Below are 22,612 nucleotides of genomic sequence, written 5' to 3' on the forward strand. Positions count from 1 at the left end.
GCAGCGTGGCCCCGCCCACTACGTGGTCACCGCGACGAGCGTCCACCCGGCACTTCGTGGACGCCCGGGAGCCGAGCAGCGCACCACGAGGTCACACCGGCGGGTCAGTGGACCACCGATACCGCTGGATCGATGCGAAGCAGGGCACGCGTGTAGTCCTCGATACTGACCAGCTTGTTGAAGTGGGCATGGTGGCTACCGGTTTCGAAGTCGCGCCAATAACGCTGCAGTGGATTGCCCGTGGCGAATCCGCCGGTCCCGCCCAGGTCGAGGAGCAGCGAAATGGCCTCGCGTGACCGGTCTATCGCCGAAGTCATGTGGCGACGGGCGCGAGTGCGATCCAGTCGAGACATATCACCCGCGGCGAAGGACGCGTCGAGCAAGTCGGCAGCGGCCAGTAGGTGTCCGTAGGCGGTATCCAGGAGATGGACGGCCTCCGCCAGCCAGTGGCGGGCAACGGGCGACTCCAGAGCTGAACCATAGATCGTGTCGGTGAGGGGCTTGCCTTTGGCGAGCATCCCCTGCACGGTGTCGAGCGCCCCATACGCGGCACCGACCAGTGCGGCGATCGTGCGATGCGCCAAGCCTACGAACTTCTCCGGCTTCGGAAGGTTCAGCAAGCCGTCCTGAGGATCGACAGGATGCTTGATCGCGTGATTCTCCGGTACGAACAGGTCCTCGTACTCGACCGTGTGACTGCCGGTGCCGAGCATGCCTGCGACATCCCATGTGCGTTCGATATGTGCGGCGGCCAGCGGCGCGACCATCGAAACCAGCTCGCCACCGAGCTCACCGTCAACTACGACCGGAACCGTGACCATGAGCATCCAGTCGCCGATCTCGCAGCCGGAGACAGTGGGAAACCGGCCTGTCACCCGATAGCCACCCTGCACCTCGGTAGCGGTTGCGTCATGATTACCACCGTTGTTGCACACGAAGACATCCGGTGTCGCGAAGAACATCTCGCCGGCGCCCGATTCCGGGAGCAGCGGGGCCAACGCGTCCACGACGCCGGTGATTCCGACCAGCCAACCTGCCGAGGCGCAGCCGCGGCCGATTTCGAGAATCACCGCGGCCTGGTCACGGACCGACAGCTCGTCGCCACCGTGTGACTTCGGCACGCTCATCCGGAAGAGACCGGCCTCGCGCAATGCGTCCACCACCTCCGGGGTGAGTCTGCGATCGCGTTCGGCCGCCGCCGAGTGCTGACGGAGCAGCGGAATCAGCGAGCGCGCTCGATCGGCGAGAGCCGGGGACTCGGACAACGACAAATCAACGATTGCTGGAGACATCGCTTCCTCCCCTTCAGTTCGCACCGGCTCGAACGGTCGAGAGGGCCTCGGCTATCGCGGACACGAGCTGTTCGACGTCCTCTTCGCTCTGGTGACACGTCAACGTCACTCGGATTCCCGATCGATCCATCGGCACCGCCGGGAACGCCGCGAGCCCGACGAGGTAGCCACCGTCGCGGAGCTCCCGGATAGCGCGATATGTCATATCCACCGAGCCGACGGTGACACAGCGGATGGGCGCCGCGGTGTCGCTGGAGAGGGGAAGGTTGTATTCGACTGCGCGCTTGTTGAAGAGTTCGATCAGCCCGAAGAGCTTGTCTTGCAATGGCCGGATCGCATCGGACAGGTGCAGCCGAGCCGAAGCGACCACCGCGCCGAGCATGGGCGGCTGGACCTGCCCCGAGAAGAGCATCGGCCCGCCGAGCGTGAAGACGCGTCGGAGCATGTCGCCATCGGGAAACGTCAACGCACCGCCGACGGCCCCGAACGCTTTCCCGAGCGACATGGCTACCACGCTGCGCGACAGCGCTTCGGCATCAAGTTTCTCGAGGGCGTGTCCGCGGCCGCGCTTACCTGACCACGACACCGAATGCGCATCGTCGACATACAGCCACAGGTGCGGGTGGCGCCGCATCAGCTGATTGATCTCCTCGAAGGGAGCGAAGTCCGCATCCATGCTGTACAAGCCGTCCAGGGCGTACCAGATCCGCTCACGGCTCGGCGAAAGCTCCTCGATACGGGCTTCGAGCTTCGCCATATCGCTGTGGTCCACGGTGGAAACACTGGAGTTGTAGTCCCGGACCAGCGAGGCGGCGACGTGAATGCTGTTGTGGGCCTGGCGATCGAGAATGAGCGCATCCTGTTCGGCGACAAGTGCCGGCAGCGCGGAGATATGCCCCAAAGTCGTGGTCGGCGCGATGAGAGTCGGGCGTTCGAAGAGACTGGACAGCAGGTCTTCGGCTTCGGCGTAGAGCGGAGAGGAAAGGTAGGAGCGCGAAGCAGAGAAGAGGGCCCCGTATCGCTCGGCCGCCTCGATGACGCCCTGTTTGACATCCTGGTGCATTTCGAGACCCAGGTAGCTGCACGACTCACAGTTCAACAGCGACTTACCCTCGACGGTCACGGTCCGTCCATCGAGCCGGTCATCTTGAGCACTATCGCGAAAAACTCCGAGACGCACGGCATTATCGATGACATTTTCGACAGCTGCGATTCGCTGACTATGCGTGGTGACCATCTTAACTCCAGATCATTTGCGAAACACGTTCGAGAACATGAGGAGACGGTGAAATGCTCTCACGAAACACACTGTGCTGCAATGGATTTGGAAGTTGCGGAATCCCGATAGATGAATTCACATCCGGACAGCACAGTGTTCTCCGCCGATAAATCAGCGGAGAACACTTTCCAGCACCGTTTCCTTCGGCTCCGAAAATCGCCGGAGCCGAAGCCGGACTCATATATTCATATTTCACGGATCACCGAGTCGAATTCGAACTCGCCGAGATCCGCTCAGTGGATGGCCTTGCCGGGGCACTCCATATCGGCCGCCCCGGGCCGGTCGTGGTGCGCTCGCGTCAGTGCGCCACCGGGCAGCCGGTCGTAGCGTGCATTCGCTTGACCGCGCCGGCGAAGTTGCCGACCAGCAATTCAGGTTCCGTCAGTGCGAGGTCGGGGACGCGATGGAAGAGCTGATCGAACATATTGCGCAGCATCGACTGAGCGAGGAAACTACCGATGCAGAAGTGCGGGCCGCCGCCGCCGAACGCCACATGACCCTGCGGCTTCCGGCTGATGTCGAACTTCCAGGGATCGACGAACACAGACTCGTCTCGGTTGCCGGAGGCATAGAACATCACCACCCAGTCACCCTTGCGGATCTGCCGTCCGCCGAGCTCGGTGTCCTGCGTGGCGGTCCGCCGGAAGGTCATGATCGGACTCACCCACCGCAGGACTTCCTCGATCGCGTTGTTGATCCGACCGTTGAAGTCTTCGAGCAGGTAGGCGAGCTGATCGGGATTCTCGAGGAATACCTTAGTCCCCAGGCTGATCGAGGTTCGAGTCGTATCGTTGCCGGCGAACGACAACAGGACGAACATGGTCGCGAGTTCCTCGTCGGTGAGCTTCTTGCCCTCGACCTCGGCACTGATGAGGTTGGACCACACATCATCCCGCGGGCACGACCGGGTCAACTCGGCGAACTCGAACCCGATGGACAGATTGCCGATCGTTCCGTCCATGAGCACCTCGGCGGGCGGCCGGCCGGCCGCGACATCGGGGTCGTTCCATGCGGCCATCTCATCGGCATTGTGCGCCGCCTGATCCCGGTACTGCTCGGGCAGTCCCGCGACCTCGTAGAAGGTGTTCATCGGCATGTGCTTGGACACGTTCTGCACGAAATCGCCTTCACCGATCTCGAGCAGGCGGTCGACGATGCCGACCGCGCGAGCGCGGATGCCCTCCTCGAGCCGCTTGACCTGCTTCGGCGTGAACGCACCACTGACGAGCTTGCGCATGATCATGTGCCGTTCGCCGTCCATCCCGAGGAAGCCCTCGGCGGCCTCGAGGATGTCCTTGGGAACTTCTTCCATCTGGACGCCCTCGCCGGAACAGAACAGTTCCGGGTTCCTGCTGACGTACCTGATCAGCTCATGGGATGTCACCGCCCAATACCCGTCGTTCTCGGGCGTCATGATGCCGCCCTCGGCAGGAGGCTGCCAGCTCACCGGCCGGTTCTGCCGCAACTCGGACAGCCGGACATCCCTCTCCCGCGGGCTCATGGCCCAGAAGCTCAGGCTGGATACCTCGACCGGGTCGTACTCGCGATCTGCAGGCAGTGTGCTCATCGGTGGTTCTCCTGTGGTTGATTCCGAGGTCGGGCGAGAAGGTCGTTGCGGCCGTTGACCTTCGGGGTGCTCACGTGTGTAGGGAACGATTGCTTGCAAAGTGCTGGGGCAGGTGGTGCCGTGCGAAGGACGCCGCCGATTGCCGCGAACCCTGCGCGAGGGCCATGGTGGTCATATTTTTAAGACAAATTAGATCATGCCCGGTCCGGTGGTCAAGGCATGGTTCCATCGAGGTCGTGACGCACGGGCGCGGCCCGCGAAATCTAGGCGCACGCCGTCGACACCGGGCGCAGGCGCCACCCCGCGACCACCGTGAACTCACAACCTCGTAGTGCCGAAATATGTTGCCGTGGACAGTATTTCGCCACCGAACACCATCGAGGCGAGCGCCATCGCGTGGCGCCGATCGGCTTCCGCAGCCAGCTGCAACCACGACGTCCACACCCCTGTCGGCTTGCCGCACGCGCCCGCGCTCCACCGCCCAGCCCTCGGGATCCACCGACGCCCTCGTCTGGTATTCTAATTCATAGTAGAATTTACCCCAGTGAGAACCGTAGCCGGTAGCGGCCGAGTAGCTCCCGGCGGCGACCGTGGGTCGATTGCCACTCGCCACCCGGACCGGACACCCACCCGGCGAACCGGTCCGGCCATGCACCGACCATGCAATACATCGAATGTTCATCGAGATCTCCGGCGTCCAGTCACCGAGCCTCCGGGCGCCCCGAGGGGATGTGGCGGCCTGGCGACGGGTTGGAACAGTTTCTAAATTGGAACCGATGGACACAGACCCGCATGACTGCCACCGGCCAATCCGGAGGACAGGCATGTGATCTGCGCCATATCGAACACAACCCTAGCATAAGTAGACTTATGCTAGCAAGACTCCTGGCTGACGGGCTTTAGCGACGCCGATAGCTCGGAGCGACCCACTGGATCCATGACGGCGGCCGACCCCGGGAGGGGCGGCCTGACGACATGCCCTCCAGGGGAATTAATCTAGATTAAAATCTACTTTGCGACCCTTCAGCTGCGAAGGCAAGGAACACAGATGACCAACTACCCGGCGGTGGACGCGCCGCGTGGCTCCGATGCAGTGAGCCACGCCGCCCAGAGGCGCGCAGCAAGGGAGTATGCCCGGCAGCGCATCCTGGCGGCGGCCAGCGAGGCTTTCACCGCCAACGGCTATCACGCCACCTACATGGACGACGTCGGTCAGCGTGTAGGCGTGAGCAAGCCCGTCCTGTACAACCACTTCGCCGGCAAATTGGAGTTGTATCTTGCCGTGCTGCAGGCACACCTCGACACGTTGGTGACGAGCGTCCGTACCGCTCTCGATGCCGCTGGAGGAAACTCCGCGCGCGTACGAAGCGCTGTTGCCGCGTACTTCGATTTCGTCGACAACGACACCGCCGGCTACCGGTTGGTGTTCGACTCCGACCTCATCAGTGAGCCGTCGGTCCAGTGGAGAACACGACAGGCAACCGACGCGTGCATCGATGCGGTCTGCGCCGAACTCCTCCGTGGCTCCAACCTACCCCCGGACCGAACCCGGGCCATGGCCGTAGGACTCGTCGGCGCCAGCCACCTCGCCGCCCGCTACTGGCTCGAAGCGGGCCGCCCCATCCCGAAGGACGAAGCGGTCGCGACCACCGTCTCGCTGTGCTGGGGTGGACTGTCCCGGATCGGCCACCTCGCACCCGCAGTACCCGAAGCTATGCCGTCGTAGCCGCGGACACAGCACATGCCGCACTAGCAGTCTCCGCACAACCACGCGAAATTCGGGCGTTCAACCCGGTCGTTGGGCACACGGGTGTACTACGCCGGGCTCGCGGGCTGCCGGACGCCGGGGTGCACCACGTCGCTGTACATTTCCTCGATCTCCGCCCGGTACCTCTCGGCGATCGGCTTGCGCCGCAGCTTCATCGTCAGCGTCAGTTCCGCACCACCGGGCTCCCAGAACGTCGGCAGGATGCGGAAACGTTTGATCTGTTCGACCCTGCTCAGGTTCGCGTTGCCCGCTGCGACGCCGTTCGCGATCTGCGAGATCACATCGGGATCTTCGGCGAGCATCTGTGCGGAACCCTCGACACCGCGCGTCGCGGCGTAGGTAGCGGCGGACTCGGCGTCGAGAACGATCAGCGCGGTGTTGTACGGGCGGGCGTCACCGATCACCGCGATCCCACCGACGAGTGGCGTCGCTGTTTTGATGGTGTTCTCGATGTTGGCCGGGGACATGTTCTTCCCGGCGGAGTTGATGATCAGCTCCTTCTTGCGATCGACGACCCGGAGCGAGCCGTCCTCATCCTGGGTCAGGATGTCACCGGTATGCAGCCACCCGTCCGCGTCGATCGCCTCGGAAGTCTTGTCCGGTTCCTTTCGGTAACCCTTCATCACCAATGGTCCGCGGACCAGGTATTCGCCGTCCGCGGCGATGCGGCCCTCCATACCGGGGAGCAGGCGGCCTACAGTGCCGATCCTGTGATCACGCGGATGGCTGACCGTGCAGACGCAACTGAGCTCCGACATTCCCCAGATCTCGGCGATCGGAATGCCCAGTCCGGCAAAGAATGCCAGCGTCGCCGCGGGGATCGGCGCGGCACCGGAGATCGCCCAGCGCAGGTGATCGAAGCCGAGTTCGGTCCGCAATCTCGAGAGTACGAGTTCGTCCGCTTCGGCCCATTCCGCGGCCAGGTCGTCCGGGATCGGCTGATCGGCCAGCCGGAGCTCGCTGTGCCGGGCCGCGACTCCCAGAGCCCACTGCAGGCCCTGTCGCTTCGCCGGGTCGGGTTCGTTCGCGACAGCGAGTTCGATTGCGGCCTTCAGCTTTTCCCAGACACGAGGAACGGCACCCCAGATCGTCGGACGCACATCGGGCAGGGCGGCGGCGATCGCTCGTGGGTCGGCAACCACGGTGATCTGCGAGCCGAACACTTCGTGCAGATACAGGGCTGTGAGCCGATCCGCGATATGGGCGCTCGGCAGGAAAGACGTGATGCGGTCGCCGAATTCGATGCCGAGCACCTCGTCGACCGCATGCGCCTCGTGGAGCAGATTGGCGTGCGTCATCTCGACGCCCTTCGGGTTCCCGGTTGTCCCTGAGGTGTAGATCAATGTCACCACGTCCTCGGGCTGCACCGCCCGCCACGTCGACTCGAAGTCGAAGTCGTTCGTCGTGCACGCCACGAGGTCGTCGATCGACAACGTGCCGTCCGGCGAGCCGTCGATACACACGAGGTGCTCGATCGGCACGCCCGAAGCCCGGATCCGATCGACGTACTGCGCCTCGCAGATGACGACGCGGTTCCCGGCGTTGGTGAAGAGGTGATTCAGCTGTTCGGGGCTGAGGGTGTTGTAGACCGAGAACGATGTCGCGCCGATGTGTTGCGCGCCGACCTCGACCGGGTAGAACTCGACGCGGTTGGCCATCATCAGCGCGACCGTGTCGCCACGGCCGATACCGAGACCAGCGAGTCCGCCCGCGATGGCACGCACTCGGTCGGCGTAGTCGCCCCACGTCATGGTTTGTGTGCCACCTACCGATCGCAACGCGATGGCGGCGGGGTCGATGGCGGCGGTGTGCTGGAACGCTTCGGGCAGCGTCGTTGCTGTCATATCGGTGCCTGGGTCCTTCGATGTGCGGTGGGAGTTTCGACTACGACGACGCGGCGCGACGCAGGTATGCGGCGCGCTTGGTCCGGTCGGTGTCGTGCAGGATCTTGCGGTTCGCGCCGAGTCCCCTGTTCAGTGCCTCGTTGAGCGCGAGCGGCAGCATCCGTCCGCCGCGCAGCAGTGCGCCGAACGACGCGGGAATGTGCACCCGCGGATGCGACCGCCCGGACGTCAGTACCCGGACAACCGCGTCGGCGACCTGCTCGGGCTCGACGTGCTTCACCAGTGGAATCGTGCGATCGGTGAAGGGCAGCGGGATCGAGACGCTCGCGTCGACGCCATCGGTCAGGCCGGTGTTGACGCCGCCCGGCAGGATCGTCGAGAACCGTACGCCGCTGTCCGCGAACTCGAGTCGGCTCGCGTCGCTGAACATGATGGCCGCGGCCTTGCTGGCGTTGTAGCTCGCCAAGCCAGGGACAGCCGTTTCACCCATTGTCGAGGCCATCGTCACGATGTGCCCGCGTCCGCGCGGAACCATCAGGGCCAGTGCGGCTTTGGTGCCGAACATCATTCCGAGAGTGTTGATCTCGACGGTGCGCCGGGTCATGGCGCCGGACTCGTCGAGCAACGCACCGGTGGGCATGATGCCGGCGTTGTTGACCAGCCCCGTGAGTGGGCCGACCTCACGCTCGGTGTCGGCGAGGAACGCCGCGAAAGCGTCGGCGTCGGTGACGTCGAGCTGGGAGTAAAAGTGCGCGCCGATTGCCGCGGCGGCCGACCGGAGCTGTTCGCCGTCGATGTCGCTGATCGCGACTCTCGCGCCTGCCTCGATCAGCGCGGTCGCGGTCGCGAGACCGATACCGCGGGCCGCGCCGGTGACAGCGATAACATGTCCTCGTAGATTCGTCATTTCAACCTCAGTGCCTTTGTGCGCCGGTACGTGTGGGTGAGTCGCGGTCATTGGTCCGCCTTCGTGACTCGCTGGGCAAGAATCACTTCCGCGCACTGATCAGAGTCGTCGTAGAACGGGATGTGGCCGCATCCCGGCAGCGTGATGTGGGTAGCGCCCGGGAGCGCTGTCCGTGCGCGGTGGTGCTGTGGGCCGTAGGCGAGCAACCGGTCACGACTGCCCCAGGCCACGGTGATCGCGACCGCACGGGGAACATCGGGGTTGCGGTAGCGGCGCAACGACTCCAGCAACGAGAACATGCCGGCCGAATCGAGCACGCCGGTGGCGTCGTCGAGCGCGACTCCCGGGTCGAGCTTCCAAGGCCGGCCGACGAAGAACCCGAACAACACGGTCCGCGTCACGACATTGCGAAGCAGCGACGGCATCGCGGGACGCAGTGCTGTGCCGAGCGCGTGGATACCCCGCATCGATACTTGAAGCCACAAGCTGCCCGGCCACGACCAGAACCCTGCCGGGGAGAAGGCAGTGACCGACACGGCTCTACCGCGCGCCCCGAGCTCGAGGGCGATCGATCCGCCGGCCGAGTTGCCGGCGATATGCGCCTGTTCGATGCCGAGTTCGGTCATCAACTCCGCGACCGCTTCGGCGAGGCCGGCAACACCGGAATCACCGGTCATCGCAGACCTTCCACACCCGGGTAGGTCGACAGCGATGACGTCGAAGTACGGAGTCAGTGCCGGGATGATCGGATCCCAGACCTGCAGTCGGCCGGCGGTGCCATGGATCAGCACCAAGGGCTCGCCGACGCCGGCCCTGGTGTAGTTCAGCATCCGGAAGTCCCCGTCCGCTCGATGTTCCAATCGCCGGAATCGACTGTCGCCAGCATGGTTTTGTGATCGGCCACCGTCCACGGCCAGATTGTCGGTGTGCCGTCGGGACCGAGATACCAGCTCTCGCACCCACCCGACACCCAGATCGTGCCCGGCATCGCGGTCCGCACGTCGTGGTTGAAGCGCTCGGTCGCTTCGACGGTCGGCGACATCGACTCGAACTCGCCGCGCCGCCATTCCTCGATCCGGTTCATCGCGAACGCGATCTGGGTTTCGGCGACGCCGAACAGTGACTGGTTGCCGAACGGCGATTGCGGGCCGATGAGGGTGAACACGTTGGGGAAGCCGGGCAGCGCGACCGAGCGATAGCTGTAGACGCTGGAGTCCCACAGCTTCGACAGCCGAAGGCCGTCCAGCCCGACCAGTTCCATCGGGCGCAGGTAGAGCTGTGTGTCGAAACCCGTGGCCAGCACGATCACGTCGAGTTCGTGCAGCACTCCGTCGGAGGTGACGATGCCGTTGGGTTCGATCCGCTCGATGCCGATGTCGACGAGATCGACGTTCGATCGGTTGAACAAGCGGTAGAACCCGCTGCCGACGATGAGGCGTTTGCAGCCGGGCTGGTACCCAGGGGTGAATCGTTCGCGCAGCTTCTTGTCACGGATGGTCGCCAGATGCAGCTCGCACGCCTTCGCGATCATCGTGCGTTCCCAGCCCGCCTTGATCATGGCGTTGCCGAACGGAATGACGGTCACCAGATCCCAGGCCTTGCCCTCCCATTTGAACAAGCCGGGCCAGCGGCGGTGCAGCGCCTTGACGAAGCCCGGATAGGAGAAGTTCGTCCACGGTAGGATCCATTGCGGAGTGCGCTGGTAGAGCTCGAATTTCGCGGCAGCCGGTGCGAGTGCTTTCGTCAGCTGCAAGCCGGTCGACCCCGTGCCGATCACGCCGATCCGCTTGCCCGTGACGTCGACGTCGTGGTTCCACTCGGCCGAGTGGAAGCTCTCACCCTCGAAGGTGTCGAGGCCGGGGATGTCCGGGGTTCGCGTACGCACGAGGACACCGGTGGCCGAGATGACGAAGTCGTATTCGGCCTGGTCGCCCTGGTCGGTGACGACAACCCAGTGGTCGCCCTCCCAGCGGGCCTCGGTGACCTCGGTTCCGAACGAGGCCGCCTCCCGGATGCGGTACTGCTTCGCCAGGTCGTCGAAGTACCGCCAGATCTCCGGACCCGACGCGTGCAGCGAGGTCCAGTCGGGGTTCGGCGCGAAGGTGTACTGGTAGTTGCGTACCGGCACATCGCAGGCGAGGCCGGGATAGGTGTTGGCGAACCAGGTGCCGCCGACGTCGGCGTTCCGCTCGTAGAGGTGGAACGAATCGATTCCGGCCTGCCGTAGCCGGATCGCCATGCCGACACCGGACATTCCCGCGCCGATGATCGCAACACGAGGTGCCGGCCGCGTCGTATTCGGCGGCACTGCCGAAGTAGTTCCCATAGCACTTCACGCTACGAACGGCGCCGAATGATTGCGATGACCAGCGCGGACCGGATAATGTCATTTCCGGACATGACGACATCGACCACTCCCCTGTGGGACCACCCTCGAACCGCCGCCGCGGCACGCATCCTCGTCGACGTCGCAGCGGCGCATCAGCTCGCGGCCGACGACGCGCTGACCGGCACCGGGCTGTCGACCTCGGACCTGTTCGATCCGAAAAGAGAAATCGAGGCGCGCCAGGAGCTGGCGATCGCGCGCAACCTCATCCAGCGGCTCGGGGATCGGCCAGGACTCGGCGTCGAGGCGGGCCGGCGGTACACGGTGGGCGCACTCGGCTTGTGGGGGTTCACCCTCGTCACCAGTCCCACGGTCCGCGATCTCGCCAAGCTCGGCACCAGGTATTCGGCGTTGTCGTTCGCCTTCATCCGACCGCTCTACCACGAAGACGCCGACGGTGCCCGCGTCGTGTACGACGACACGGAGATCCCGCACGATGTTCGCGACTTCTTCGTCGAGCGTGAACTGGCCAAACTGCTGGTCCTCGCCCCGGCGACCTTCGGTGACAGGCCGGGTTTCCACATCGAGACACGGTTCACCGGCCCCCGTGCCGCTGCCTTGGCGACGGTGTCGCCGGTACGTGTTCTGCCCGACCAACCCGCGGACGCCCTGGTCTTCACCGCCGCGCTACTGAACGAGCCCATGCCGCAAGCGGATCCGGTCACCGTCGAAGCGTTGAAAACACAGTGCATCGACCTGCTGGAGCGGCGGAATCGTCGGCGCGGCATCGCCGCCGAGGTGCGCGCGAGCATCCTCGCACGGCTGAACGACCCGCCGGGAATCGACGAGGTAGCACACCGATTGCACGTCGAGGAACGTACATTGCGCCGCAAACTGTCGGCCGAAGGCACTTCCTTCCGCGAACTGACCGACGAGGTCCGTTCGACGATGGCGGTCGAACTGCTCGACGGCGGGCAACTCACGATCCAGGAGGTCGCCACACGCCTCGGCTACCACGATGCCGCCGCGTTCTCGCGGGCGTTCAAACGTTGGACCGGGCACAGACCGGGAGCGTTCCGCCGGCCGGGCCTCCTCCCTACTGTGTAAGGTCCCCCTCCAGCGGCTGTGACTGTGCCGGTTGTCCAGGAACCTGATCTCGCCCCTTCCTGTCCTACCTTTCGGTAGGATCAACGAACGCCGCAACGCTGATAAGCGCCCTCTAGTTTGCTAGCTATGACAACTGGTGGTCCGCGTGTCCCGTCGATGGATCCAAACCCCATTCAGCGGGAGATGGAGGCGGCCATCCCCCATCACGCGCACTGCAAACAGCACGATCGCGAGTGCCTTCCCGGCACGGTCGACTCACGACTGCCTCTCGACGGCATCTTGATCGCGGACTTTTCCCGAGCACTGGCCGGGCCATATGCCACGATGCTGCTGGCCGACCTGGGCGCCGAGGTGATCAAAGTGGAAGGTCCGGGTGGCGACGACACACGCTCTTGGATGCCGCCGGTGCGCCCGGACGGAGTGTCGACCTACTACACCGCGATCAACCGAAACAAACGTTCGATCGTGCTCGACTTCGACGACCCCGACGATCTGGCGCTCGCCCAAGCGCTGACGGCGCGCGCCGACGTTGTGATCGAGAACTTCAAACCCGGGGGTCTCGGCCGATTCGGCCTCGACTACACCGCGGTTCGACAGCACAACGAGTCCGTCATCTACTGCTCGATCAGTGGCTTCGGTACCGCCGGAGGAGCCGCGCTGCCCGGCTACGACCTGATCGCGCAAGCGATGTCGGGTCTGATGAGCCTTACCGGAGACGCTGAGGGCACCCCGTATCGAACAGGGAGCAGTGTCTTCGACGTGATGACCGGTTTGCATTCGACCATCGGAATCCTGGCCGCCCTGCACCATCGCCAGGCCACTGGGGAGGGCCAGTGTATCGAGACCAACTTGATGTCCTCAGCGATGAGCGGGATGGTCAACCAGACTTCGGCATATGTCGCTGGAGGGGTGACTCCGCATCGGATGGGCAACGCCCATCCCAGCGTGTACCCCTACGAACCGCTGCCCACCGCCGACAAGGACTTGGTCATCGCGGCCGCCAACAACGCGCAGTTCCGCAAGGTGGCCGATGTCCTGGGCATCCCCGAGGTCGCCGATGATCCGCGATTCGCGACCAACGCCAACCGATCGGCGAATCGCGAGCAGTTGCGGCCGCTGCTGGTCGCGCGGTTGAAGACCCGGCCGGCCCAGCATTGGTTCGAACGGCTCAACGCCGTCGGCGTCCCCAACGGACCGATCAACACGATTGCGCAGGGTGTCGAGTATGCCCGCGAACTCGGGCTGGACCCGGTCGTGCAGGCCGGCCCGCAGGGTCACACAGTCCCTGTGGTCCGCAACCCGATCACGTTCTCAGCCATCACACCCCGCTACGAACTGCCGCCCCCGGCCCTCGGCGAACACAGCGAGGAGATCCGTGCGTGGCTGTCGACGGCCTCGATCACCCAAGAGGGCTCGATGAGACCCGAGCAGGCCCAAACGGACCGGGTCGAACCGGACTCGTCAGATGCCGAGCCCGGTACGGAGAGTGGGCCATGAGTCGTGTAGCGCCAGTTGCCAGTACGGCCAGGAATGGGTGCCGAACGCTGTGTACCGCACAGTGGGTCGCAGGCCCGCAACCCGCATCATTCCTTCGACAGTCCGGGTACAGGCCAGTGCGCCTTCCTCGAGGCTGATTGCCCCGGCGAGGTCGAGCGGGTAGGAGTAGCTGGGGTCGAAGTCGACATCGGCTGGGCCCTGCGAGCCGCTGCCGACAGACATGTACAACGCGGTGTTGCGCAGGGCGCCCAGGTGTTTGGTGGGATCGTGGGCTGCCCAGCCGGGCGCGAGCGAGCCGCCCCACATCTTGTCCGGGTTCCCGCCACGGTGATGCACCGCAGCACGGACCATGGGCTGACCGACGCCGCCCGTGAGCAGACAACCACTGAAAATACCTACGGCCTTGTAGAGGCCAGGATTACGGAAGGCAAGCGTTGCCGCGGCCTGCCCGCCCATCGACAGCCCTGCGACCGCGTTCACACCGTTTCCCGCGAGCTCCCGATTCAGCAATGGCGGCAGTTCGTGAGTCAGGAACTGTTCCCACCGGTTGTGACCGAGCGCGTCGTCGTCTTCGAGCCAATCGGTGTAGAACGTGCCGCCACCGCCGATCGGCATCACCACGTTGACATTCTTGTCCGCGAAGAAGGCCGGCGCATCGGTGCGCATCGTCCAGGTGCTCTGCGCCTGATCATCGCGCGCGCCCGTGCCATCGAGCAGATACAGGGTGGGGCGTGGTGCGGATCCCCGCGGATGCAGAACGTCCAGGCCGACCACGCGGCCCATCGCCGGTGAATAGACGTAGAGCTGCTCCCAGGTGTCGTTGCGCGCGACGCGATGGTCGATCGTCGCAGTGGCAGCATGCGCCGGGCCCGGCGCCAGCAGCGAGGCGACGATCCCGAGAGCGGCCACCGCGCCGAGGATCTGGCGGTGCATCGCAATGAACCGAGAAGGTGATGCTGTCATCAGATCCTCCCGGACCCGGACGGTCGCCGGATCCGAAGGAGATACCGTTCCCGTCTCGACTCTTGTTACCCTACAACGGATTCACGCCTAGACCAGCGCGTTCTATGTTCGGGCGAGACGGCCGAGTCCGGGTTCGCGGGAAGGCTCGGCCGACGCACCCCCGCCGACACCCGGCGGGCAGCTCTGCGTCGACAGATCCAACAAGCTCAGATTCTGCGCGGGCCCGGTCTCAGTTCTGTCTCCCAATGACTGGAGCCCTTCGATGACGGGTGCTCGTCCGTGGCACTCCCATCCTGCTCTGGACGGTTCGATGGTCTGGGCGACCAGCACCCGGGGGCCGGGCACCACGCTACGGTGCTGGGAACCGTCAAACCCGAGGCGATGGCCGACTTCAGTGCTGTCGCGGCCGGGGGATCGCTGATACCGGAAGCTTGGCCGCCGATACCTCGACAGCCGGACCGCGGCGGGCACAATGGGGCGATGTCTGTGGATGAGAGCAGTCGGAAGCCGCTGGCACTGCGGGTGCTGCTGTCGCAGCGCCGCTCTGCTGTCGCCGAGCAGATTCAGCACAGCGTGCAAACTGCGAGTGGGGCCCCGGGCTTTCCCGAGCTCTATGTCAAAGCCGAGTACGCACCGACGATCAGGATGTGCGCGCGGGTGTTTCTCGACGCGATGAGCAGCGAGCGACCTCTCGGTCGCGCCGACATCGCGCGTATGCTGGCGCCGCTTGCCGAGCGCCACGCCGAGCACCGGCTGCCCCTGACTGCGCTGCTGGAACTGGTGCACGCAACGGCGCGGGCAGCAGTGTCGGGGGCAACCGCCCTGGCCACCACAACCGAGCAGAGGTCCGAGCTCGCCGACATCGGGCAGCGGCTGCTCGATGTGACAGGGCAGATCGGCATCATCGCGGCCGAGTCCTATTCTGTGGTCGAGCGGGAGATGTTCGGGCGCGACCGAGGTGCGCGACGGGAGTTGCTGGCCGCGTTGTTGTCGGGTTCCCCGGCACAGGGCCATGCTGCGAAAGCTGGCATCTCGCTGGCAGCCTCGTATACCGTGCTCGCGATCGATCTGAACGCCGCTGCTGTCCCCGATGTATCCGAACTCGTTGCCCGGCGCCGCGAACAGATCATTTCCCGCGGTCTCGACGACCTCTCCACCTCGACCGTGCTGCTCCAGTTCGACGGCAGCGCAGGGGTCGCGTTGCTCGCAGACACTGCGATCGCCCCTGATCGGTTTGATCAGCTCGCCGAGAGGTTGTCCTCCGCGCTGGATGCCAGGCCCTATCTCGGGTTCCTGCCTGGCGTGGCTCTCGAGGAGATCCCTTCGGCCGTCTCCGACGCCCGCGAGCTCGCGTTGTTCGCACGGCTTCGGGGCCGCCCGCCCGCTTGCTACCGTCTCGACGATCTCCTGCTCGAGCTTCAGATCACCCGGCCCGGACGGGCCAAACAACGCCTGATCGAGCTGCTCGAGCCGGTCGCCGGACACCCGCACCTGATCGCTGCCCTGCAGGCGCACCTGCAGCACGGCGCCGACCGGCAAGCAGCCGCACGGGAACTGTTCGTGCATCCGAACACCTTCACCTACCGGCTCAACAGGATCACCGAACTCACCGGCCTGGACCCGACTCAGCCCCGCGAAGGCCGGACCCTGGCAGCAGCACTGACCATCCGCATCCTCGAAAGCCTCACGGCACCCGGTCAGGATCTTGGCAGTCGGGGCGACGGTGTCACCGCCGCGGACACTGTCGAAGGCGAATAATGGCTCGTCACAAACCCAACGCCCATCGTGATGACGCGAGCCAACTGCCGCCGGGGCCGATCGCGTCACGATGCCTGTGCGAAAGGTGGCGCTGCCGCGCCATCAGCCCGATTTATCCTGTGCTGCCGGCTAGCCGGTTCGACGCAGCTTCCATGACTTCTCTTCGGTGCCGGAATAGATCCATGGATATGACGGCAAGTTGAACAACTTAATTTCACAGCGCCCGGGATGAGTCGTTGCGGAGTATCTTCTGTCTGCTCGCAGTGCCGCGAGCAGATCGGAGTCAATTTCATGTACAACACATCGATTGCGCATCGTGTCGCGATGGCCGCAATCACCCTGGTTGCGACCGCTACCGCTTCAATTGGCATCGCCACGCCACAGGCCGCTGCGGCCGCGGTGCGGGATCCGATTCTTTTCGTCCACGGCTGGCAGGGATCGGCGTCGAACTGGGATTACATGTGGGGCCGATTCCTGGCGGCAGGATACTCTACCGAAGAGCTGGCACGATTCAGCTACGACACCTCCCAATCAAACGAGAACATCGCGCTAGAGGTGAAAGCGCAGGTCGATGCGCTGCGCGCGAAAACAGGTGCCGCCAAAGTCGATATCATCACCCACTCGATGGGCGGACTCAATAGCCGCTGGTACCTGAAGAAGCTCGAGGGCCTGAGTTTCGTCGACGACTGGGTCTCCATCGGCGGGCCCAATCACGGTACCGAAGTTGCCTGGGGATGCCTTGATGACCCCACTTCGTGAAGTAGCGGTTGGGTCAGAGCCCGGCCCCGTCTCGTATCCGGCGCGGCGCGGCGGGGCCGGGTCTCGCGGTCCGGCCTCGGCGATGGTTGCCCGAGCCGCCACGACCTCAGCTTCTCCACGAAGCCGACTCGTACTACTTCGCTGTGGCGCCGGCCAGCCACCCGATTCCGGGCCAGGACTTGGGCAATCGGACCAAGCCAGCCAGTGCCAACGCCACCAGATCCTCATAGCCCTCACGCATTTCCGCGAGGTGATCCCAGGCTCGATGACGCTGGACGGCATCCTCCATGTGGTGCAGCGCCCAATGCGCGCACGCCGAGGCTTCGGCGACCCGAGCGATCACCCCGCCCACCGAATCGGTTCCCCGGGGCACGCCGGACCGCGGCCGCGGAAGCTGCGCGGCGATCCACGCGTCGATCTCATGAACGATCCCCGCGACTTGCTGATGGATCGCCTCGGCAGACGGGTCGCCGAGCCACGCTCGATACAGCGACCCGAGTTTCCCCGCCCACTGTGCCAGCGGGCAATCACAGTCGGTGGATCCGCTGATCGCGCGCAGCAGATCCTGCGGTGACAGAAACGGACCGTATTGGGGCGGTATGCGCAAACCGGGATCATGCACCACCATCGGATTCACCCGGCGAACTGGTACAGCGATACCCGAGCCACGCTCACTGGTCGAGGCGCGAGATTCAGATTTATGTCGACATACACGATGGTCTCCTGTACAGACACGTCGGAAATCCACGCACGCGCCTTTGAAGAATAGCTTTCTCTTCTGGATTTGGAACGGATACCGCTGCCCTTCCGCGGACCCTGCGAGATCAAAAGAGGCGGGGCTGTTTCCCTGCTCCGAGGCTGCAGCATATGCTTCAGACTCCCTGCGGCGTCGGGTATCCAGTGCCAGGCACTGAGTACCTCTGAGCTGAGTCACGAAGAAGGTTGCCGACAAGCCGCCGCTCTCTCCAGCGTGGTTGATCGACTGGAAATCGGGGAGTCCTCAGCTGAATCCACGCACGTTCAGTTGACGAGCACCAAGCCCGGCCCCGCGAACACTTATTTGTTCAACAAAAAATCCTCCATGGATTCTATACTGTTTGCAGCCAGCGGCAATATTCATCGGGAATGGCCGAAACAAACATTTCCGCCTCGCAGTAGACGTCATCCTCCGTTGGGTCACTGGTCATTGGGAGATCTGCGGCTGCGGTGAGGCAACACCGTCCCAGAGCTGACGCGCGGTCGGTCCGGCGATGCCGCCTGCGGCGGAGCCGATGTCATCCCAGGAAGCATCGGTGCTGCGAGCAAATCGGACCGCTTCGGCCAAGCGAAGCTGAGCTTCGAGCAGCATCTCGTGCGCAAGGCGAACCGGCATGACTGTCCAGATGCGATGAACGTGGCCGTCCCAGTCCGCCAGCACCACCTGCCGTGACGCGGGCGACAGCTCCCCGTCTGCGCTGTACAGGATGCGCTCGGGCACGTTGTGATCGAGCGGTCGATTCGTACGCTGCCACAGCTTCCCGCGCCATTGTCTGCAACTGCATTCAACTTGCCACCCGAAGACCTGATCGGTCGAGGTGCAGGACCGACCGCCGACGCAAAGCGGTTTCCGGGCGTGTGCCTCCATCTCCGGCAGCGAGATCACGGTGCGGATGTACCACTCGTGCCGCCCCACTGGATCGACCACTCCACACCTCCGAGCACTAGATTTGTTTGAGGAATTGCATGGTGGCCGGTGGAGCGAGGCCAACCGTGATAGCAGTTCGAGTTCCGCGATCACCCACTCGTGCGGCGAACTCACGCCGAGGTTCTCGAGGCCTCGATCCTCCAGTACCGACCGGTACCGTTGCAACCAACGGCCGAGCAGTCTGGCGTGGGGGCCAATTGATATCGATGGAGTTTGTCATCGGTGATAGCCCCGGTTGGGGTGACGTGACCTGCGCAACTACCCAGCCCTGCGGCTGAGGCGAGTCGTCGCCGCAGTACTGCTCGCGACCGCGGCACCCAGACAGTCCCGGCGGCCGCTGCGTCCTCGTGTGCATGACCGCCGCCGGCGGGAACACCGGGGTTGGCCACCACTGGCGGGGTTGCGGCGGCAGGATGAGCGTGCTTCACCGCTGAGTCATGCCGGGGGTCATGAGAGGAGCCATCTGCCGAGACGGTTTCCGAAGCCGAATCGGACCACGGCTTTGAGCTTTTGCTCAGTCGCCCGAGAATACGGGTACCAGATCGCTTCCCTTTTCGCTCCACCTCGAGCAACCAGTACGGGTTGGGGATGCGCGTAGCCACGCAGCCCCTCCGGGCCGTTGTTGATGTGCCCGAGCCCGCTGCTCTTTCGCCCACCGAACGGCGCCTCCGGCACGCCGTAGATCACTGCGGCGTCGTTGTGGACGACGGACCCGGTGTTGAGCCTCGCCGCGATCCGGCGCGCTGTGGCACTGTCTTTGGTGAATATCGAACCGCTGAGGCCGTAGCGACTGTCATTTGCGAGCTCGATCGCCGCCTCCTCGTCGGGCACCCGCATTATCGCCACGACCGGGCCGAAGGTCTCCTCGGTCATCAGGTCCATCTCGTGGGTCACGTCGATGACAACCGTCGGTTCGAAATGCAGGCCGTCTCCCCCGACCGGATCACCGCCGACCAGGATCGACGCGCCACGCAGGCACGCATCCTCGAGATGGCGCTTCACCACCTCGAGCTGCCGGTCCCAGATCAGCGGTCCGACATCGACGGCCTGGTCACGCCGGAAGCGCACCTGCTCAGCCTGCTCCCGCACCCGCCGGATGAACTCGTCGGCAACGCTTTCCACGACATAGACGCGTTCCACACTGAGGCACACCTGGCCGCAGTTGAACAGCGACAAGTACACGGCTCCGGCAGCCGCGCGCTCGAGGTCGGCGTCGGCGCAGACGATCATGGCGTCCTTGCCGCCCAGTTCCAGCGCACACGGTTTCAGCGCCGCCCCGCACGCCGCGCCGACCTTGCGCCCCGTCGCGACGCTTCCGGTGAAGCAGATCTTGTCGACACCCGAATCGACGAGCGCGGCACCTGTCTGTCCGTCGCCGTGCAGAACCTGGACCACGTCGGCCGGAACACCGGCTTCCTGCAGCAGGCGAACAACCCATGCACCCGAATACGGCGCGACTTCCGACGGTTTGAGAATCACGGCGTTGCCGGCGAGCAACGCCTGGACGACCGGATTCAACGACAAGACGAACGGGGCGTTCCATGGCGTGATCACACCGACCACACCGAGCGGTTGGTAGTGCACATACAGTTTCCGGAACGGCCGGATGTATCCGTGCAAACCGCGACGCTCCGGCTTCAGAGCGCGCGCCGCATGCGCGCTCCAATAGTTGATGAAGTCGCAGGACGGAAGCAGCTCCATCGCCACCGCCTCGATGTGCGGCTTGCCGGTCTCCGCGTGGACTGTATCGATGATCTCCTCGCGTCGGCGCACGAGGACGTCGAGCGCGCCGCGCACGATCCTCGCCCGTTCCCGCACCGGCAACGCCGCCCAAACAGGTTGGGCGGCACGGGCGCGGGCAACTGCGCGCTCGACGTCGTCCGGGGTGCTGACCACCAGTTCGCCGACCCGATGCCGATCGATCGGGCTGTCCAGCGCGATCCGGCGCCGTCCGTCTGACGTCTCGGGCAGCGGTTGGGTTATGGCCATCAATCCTCCTTGGAATGACGGGCGCGAAGCCCTCGGCGCCGCGAGTGGACGCAGCGACTCACCATCCATTCTGGCCACCATTCCATACTAATGTCTAGAGTGTTGTCCAGTTCAGTGCAGTCGAATTACGAGGAAGGACGATCACAGGTGAGATCGGATCCTGAAGAGAGCGCACCGCCGCGTAGCGCGCGTGTCGGAGTCGTTCGCGAGTCCGGCGCGGGCGAGCGGCGGGTCGCCTTGGTGCCCAAGATCATTCCCGCCCTGTCCAAGCAGGGCGTCGAGGTGGTCGTGGAAGCCGGTGCCGGCCTCGGTGCGCTCATCCCCGACGCGGCCTATGTCGAGGCGGGCGCGACCATCGGTGATCCGTGGTCGGCCGATGTCGTGGTCAAGGTGGCCCCGCCCAGCGATGCCGAGGTGGGCAAGCTGTCCTCCGGGCAGACCCTGATCGGGTTCCTCGCGCCCCGCAATGCCGACAACCAGATCGGTGCTTTGAAGTCTGCCGGGGTGCAGGCGTTCGCGGTGGAGGCGATTCCGCGTATCTCGCGTGCTCAGGTGATGGACGCGCTGTCGTCGCAGGCGAATGTGGCCGGGTACAAGGCCGTGCTGCTCGCCGCGTCGGAGTCGACCCGCTTCTTCCCGATGCTGACCACCGCGGCGGGCACGGTGAAGCCGGCCACCGTGCTGGTGCTCGGTGTCGGTGTCGCCGGTCTGCAAGCACTGGCTACGGCCAAGCGTCTCGGTGGCCGCACCACCGGTTACGACGTGCGTCCCGAGGTCGCCGATCAGGTGCGTTCGGTCGGCGCGCAGTGGCTGGATCTGGGTATCGACGCCGCCGGTGAGGGCGGTTACGCCCGCGAGCTCACCGAGGACGAGAAGGCCCAGCAGCAGCAGGCCCTCGAGGACGCGATCAAGGGTTTCGACGTGGTGATCACCACCGCGCTGGTGCCGGGTCGTCCCGCGCCGCGCCTGGTCACCGCCGCCGCGGTGGAGGGCATGAAGCCCGGCAGTGTGATCGTGGACCTGGCCGGTGAGACCGGCGGTAACTGTGAACTCACCGAGCCCGGTGAGTTCGTGGTCAAGCACGAGGTGACGATCGCCTCGCCGGTGAACCTGCCCGCCACCATGCCCGAGCACGCCAGCGAGCTGTATTCCAAGAACATCGCCGCGCTGCTGGAGTTGATGCTGGTCGACGGCAAGCTCACGCCTGATTTCTCCGATCAGGTGCTGGCGGATTCGTGTGTGACCGAGCGGCTAGATGCCCCGAACGCGCAGGCAAAGACTGAGGTGAGTGCCTGATGTTTACCGAACTCCTTGCCAATATCGCGATTCTGGTGCTGTCCGGGTTCGTCGGATTCGCTGTCATCTCCAAGGTCCCCAACACCTTGCACACCCCGCTGATGTCGGGCACCAACGCGATTCACGGCATCGTGGTGCTCGGCGCGCTGGTCACGTTGGGCAACGTGGAAGACCCGTCGGTCTTGGTTCAGATCATTCTGTTTGTCGCCGTCGTGTTCGGAACTCTCAATGTCATCGGCGGGTTCGTCGTGACCGACCGGATGCTCGGCATGTTCAAGGGCAAGAAGAAGGCGGCCCAGTGATGTACTCCGTCAACGATATCGACACCATGTCGTACCTGGTCAACGGCCTCTACATCGTGGCCTTCTCCCTGTTCATCTACGGCCTGATGGGCCTGACCGGCCCCAAGACCGCGGTCCGTGGCAACCAGATCGCCGCAGTCGGTATGGCTGTGGCGGTTGCTGCCACGCTGATCTCGGTCCGGCACACCGATAGCTGGATCCTCATCGTCGGCGGCCTGATCGTCGGTGTGGCGCTGGGTGTCCCGCCCGCCGTGCGCACCAAGATGACCGAGAT

Annotated in this window: 19 protein-coding genes; 8 read left to right on the forward strand and 11 right to left on the reverse strand. The window is 64.7% G+C overall.

Going from position 1 to position 22,612, the window contains the following annotated elements:
* Window positions 1-104: 104 nt before the first annotated feature.
* From ACFVAV_RS34260 to ACFVAV_RS34270, 3 genes are all read right to left on the reverse strand, one after another.
* Window positions 105-1,292, reverse strand: a complete 1,188-nt coding sequence (locus ACFVAV_RS34260) for an acyl-CoA dehydrogenase family protein (protein WP_379039805.1) — start codon at window positions 1,290-1,292, stop codon at window positions 105-107.
* 13 nt (window positions 1,293-1,305) lie between these two features.
* Window positions 1,306-2,529 carry an aminotransferase class I/II-fold pyridoxal phosphate-dependent enzyme gene (locus tag ACFVAV_RS34265; RefSeq protein ID WP_379039806.1) on the reverse strand — a complete coding sequence of 408 codons (1,224 nt, stop codon included), beginning with the start codon at window positions 2,527-2,529 and terminating at the stop codon, window positions 1,306-1,308.
* 340 nt (window positions 2,530-2,869) lie between these two features.
* Window positions 2,870-4,138, reverse strand: a complete 1,269-nt coding sequence (locus ACFVAV_RS34270; protein WP_379039808.1) for a cytochrome P450 — start codon at window positions 4,136-4,138, stop codon at window positions 2,870-2,872.
* A 1,048-nt stretch (window positions 4,139-5,186) separates the two neighbouring features.
* On the opposite strand from ACFVAV_RS34270, the gene ACFVAV_RS34275 reads away from it, so the two are divergent.
* Window positions 5,187-5,864 (forward strand): TetR/AcrR family transcriptional regulator, encoded by a 678-nt coding sequence (locus tag ACFVAV_RS34275; RefSeq protein ID WP_379039809.1) that lies wholly within the window; start codon window positions 5,187-5,189, stop codon window positions 5,862-5,864.
* Window positions 5,865-5,953: 89 nt separating this feature from the next.
* Here the strand turns inward: ACFVAV_RS34275 and fadD11 are convergent, their stop codons facing one another.
* The 4 genes from fadD11 to ACFVAV_RS34295 are packed head-to-tail and all read right to left on the reverse strand — an operon-like array spanning window position 5,954 to window position 10,983.
* Entirely contained in the window at window positions 5,954-7,750 is a 1,797-nt protein-coding gene (gene fadD11 / locus ACFVAV_RS34280) for a fatty acid--CoA ligase FadD11 (RefSeq protein ID WP_379039811.1), read from the reverse strand.
* Between the two features lie 40 nt (window positions 7,751-7,790).
* Window positions 7,791-8,657 (reverse strand): SDR family NAD(P)-dependent oxidoreductase, encoded by an 867-nt coding sequence (locus ACFVAV_RS34285; RefSeq protein ID WP_379039812.1) that lies wholly within the window; start codon window positions 8,655-8,657, stop codon window positions 7,791-7,793.
* A gap of 47 nt (window positions 8,658-8,704) precedes the next feature.
* Window positions 8,705-9,487, reverse strand: a complete 783-nt coding sequence (locus ACFVAV_RS34290; protein WP_379039814.1) for an alpha/beta fold hydrolase — start codon at window positions 9,485-9,487, stop codon at window positions 8,705-8,707.
* Window positions 9,481-10,983, reverse strand: a complete 1,503-nt coding sequence (locus ACFVAV_RS34295) for a flavin-containing monooxygenase (RefSeq protein WP_379039815.1) — start codon at window positions 10,981-10,983, stop codon at window positions 9,481-9,483. Before ACFVAV_RS34295 ends, ACFVAV_RS34290 begins: the two co-directional genes overlap by 7 nt.
* A 36-nt stretch (window positions 10,984-11,019) precedes the next feature.
* Here ACFVAV_RS34295 and ACFVAV_RS34300 point away from each other — a divergent pair, with 36 nt between their 5' ends.
* Both ACFVAV_RS34300 and ACFVAV_RS34305 read left to right on the forward strand, forming a co-directional pair.
* A complete protein-coding gene (locus tag ACFVAV_RS34300; protein ID WP_379039816.1) occupies window positions 11,020-12,090 on the forward strand; it encodes an AraC family transcriptional regulator ligand-binding domain-containing protein in 1,071 nt (356 codons plus the stop codon).
* A gap of 126 nt (window positions 12,091-12,216) precedes the next feature.
* Window positions 12,217-13,587 (forward strand): CaiB/BaiF CoA transferase family protein, encoded by a 1,371-nt coding sequence (locus tag ACFVAV_RS34305; RefSeq protein WP_379039817.1) that lies wholly within the window; start codon window positions 12,217-12,219, stop codon window positions 13,585-13,587.
* Here the strand turns inward: ACFVAV_RS34305 and ACFVAV_RS34310 are convergent.
* Window positions 13,552-14,550, reverse strand: a complete 999-nt coding sequence (locus ACFVAV_RS34310) for an alpha/beta hydrolase (RefSeq protein WP_379039818.1) — start codon at window positions 14,548-14,550, stop codon at window positions 13,552-13,554. The genes ACFVAV_RS34305 and ACFVAV_RS34310 overlap by 36 nt on opposite strands.
* Window positions 14,551-14,904: 354 nt before the next feature.
* Here ACFVAV_RS34310 and ACFVAV_RS34315 point away from each other — a divergent pair, with 354 nt between their 5' ends.
* Both ACFVAV_RS34315 and ACFVAV_RS34320 read left to right on the forward strand, forming a co-directional pair.
* On the forward strand, window positions 14,905-16,308 hold the full coding sequence (locus tag ACFVAV_RS34315) for a PucR family transcriptional regulator (RefSeq protein ID WP_379039819.1): 1,404 nt from the start codon (window positions 14,905-14,907) through the stop codon (window positions 16,306-16,308).
* A 324-nt stretch (window positions 16,309-16,632) separates the two neighbouring features.
* Complete coding sequence (locus tag ACFVAV_RS34320; RefSeq protein ID WP_379039820.1) at window positions 16,633-17,067, forward strand: esterase/lipase family protein; 435 nt, start codon at window positions 16,633-16,635, stop codon at window positions 17,065-17,067.
* 133 nt (window positions 17,068-17,200) lie between these two features.
* Here the strand turns inward: ACFVAV_RS34320 and ACFVAV_RS34325 are convergent, their stop codons facing one another.
* The 3 genes from ACFVAV_RS34325 to ACFVAV_RS34335 form a co-directional block, all read right to left on the reverse strand.
* Window positions 17,201-17,695 (reverse strand): hypothetical protein, encoded by a 495-nt coding sequence (locus ACFVAV_RS34325; protein ID WP_379039821.1) that lies wholly within the window; start codon window positions 17,693-17,695, stop codon window positions 17,201-17,203.
* Between the two features lie 555 nt (window positions 17,696-18,250).
* Window positions 18,251-18,751, reverse strand: coding sequence for a hypothetical protein (locus ACFVAV_RS34330; protein ID WP_379039822.1), 501 nt, complete (start codon window positions 18,749-18,751; stop codon window positions 18,251-18,253).
* A gap of 447 nt (window positions 18,752-19,198) precedes the next feature.
* Window positions 19,199-20,809 (reverse strand): aldehyde dehydrogenase family protein, encoded by a 1,611-nt coding sequence (locus tag ACFVAV_RS34335; RefSeq protein WP_379039823.1) that lies wholly within the window; start codon window positions 20,807-20,809, stop codon window positions 19,199-19,201.
* 78 nt (window positions 20,810-20,887) lie between these two features.
* Here ACFVAV_RS34335 and ACFVAV_RS34340 point away from each other — a divergent pair, with 78 nt between their 5' ends.
* From ACFVAV_RS34340 to ACFVAV_RS34350, 3 genes are all read left to right on the forward strand, one after another.
* Window positions 20,888-22,036, forward strand: coding sequence for a Re/Si-specific NAD(P)(+) transhydrogenase subunit alpha (locus tag ACFVAV_RS34340; protein ID WP_379039824.1), 1,149 nt, complete (start codon window positions 20,888-20,890; stop codon window positions 22,034-22,036).
* On the forward strand, window positions 22,036-22,338 hold the full coding sequence (locus ACFVAV_RS34345) for an NAD(P) transhydrogenase subunit alpha (protein WP_379039825.1): 303 nt from the start codon (window positions 22,036-22,038) through the stop codon (window positions 22,336-22,338). The genes ACFVAV_RS34340 and ACFVAV_RS34345 overlap by 1 nt, the downstream gene beginning before the upstream one ends.
* Before the next feature lie 26 nt (window positions 22,339-22,364).
* Window positions 22,365-22,612: NAD(P)(+) transhydrogenase (Re/Si-specific) subunit beta (locus ACFVAV_RS34350; protein WP_379039828.1), on the forward strand; the 248-nt coding region annotated here is incomplete at its 3' end.

This window comes from Nocardia sp. NPDC057663 (assembly GCF_042799895.1).
GTDB lineage: Bacteria > Actinomycetota > Actinomycetes > Mycobacteriales > Mycobacteriaceae > Nocardia.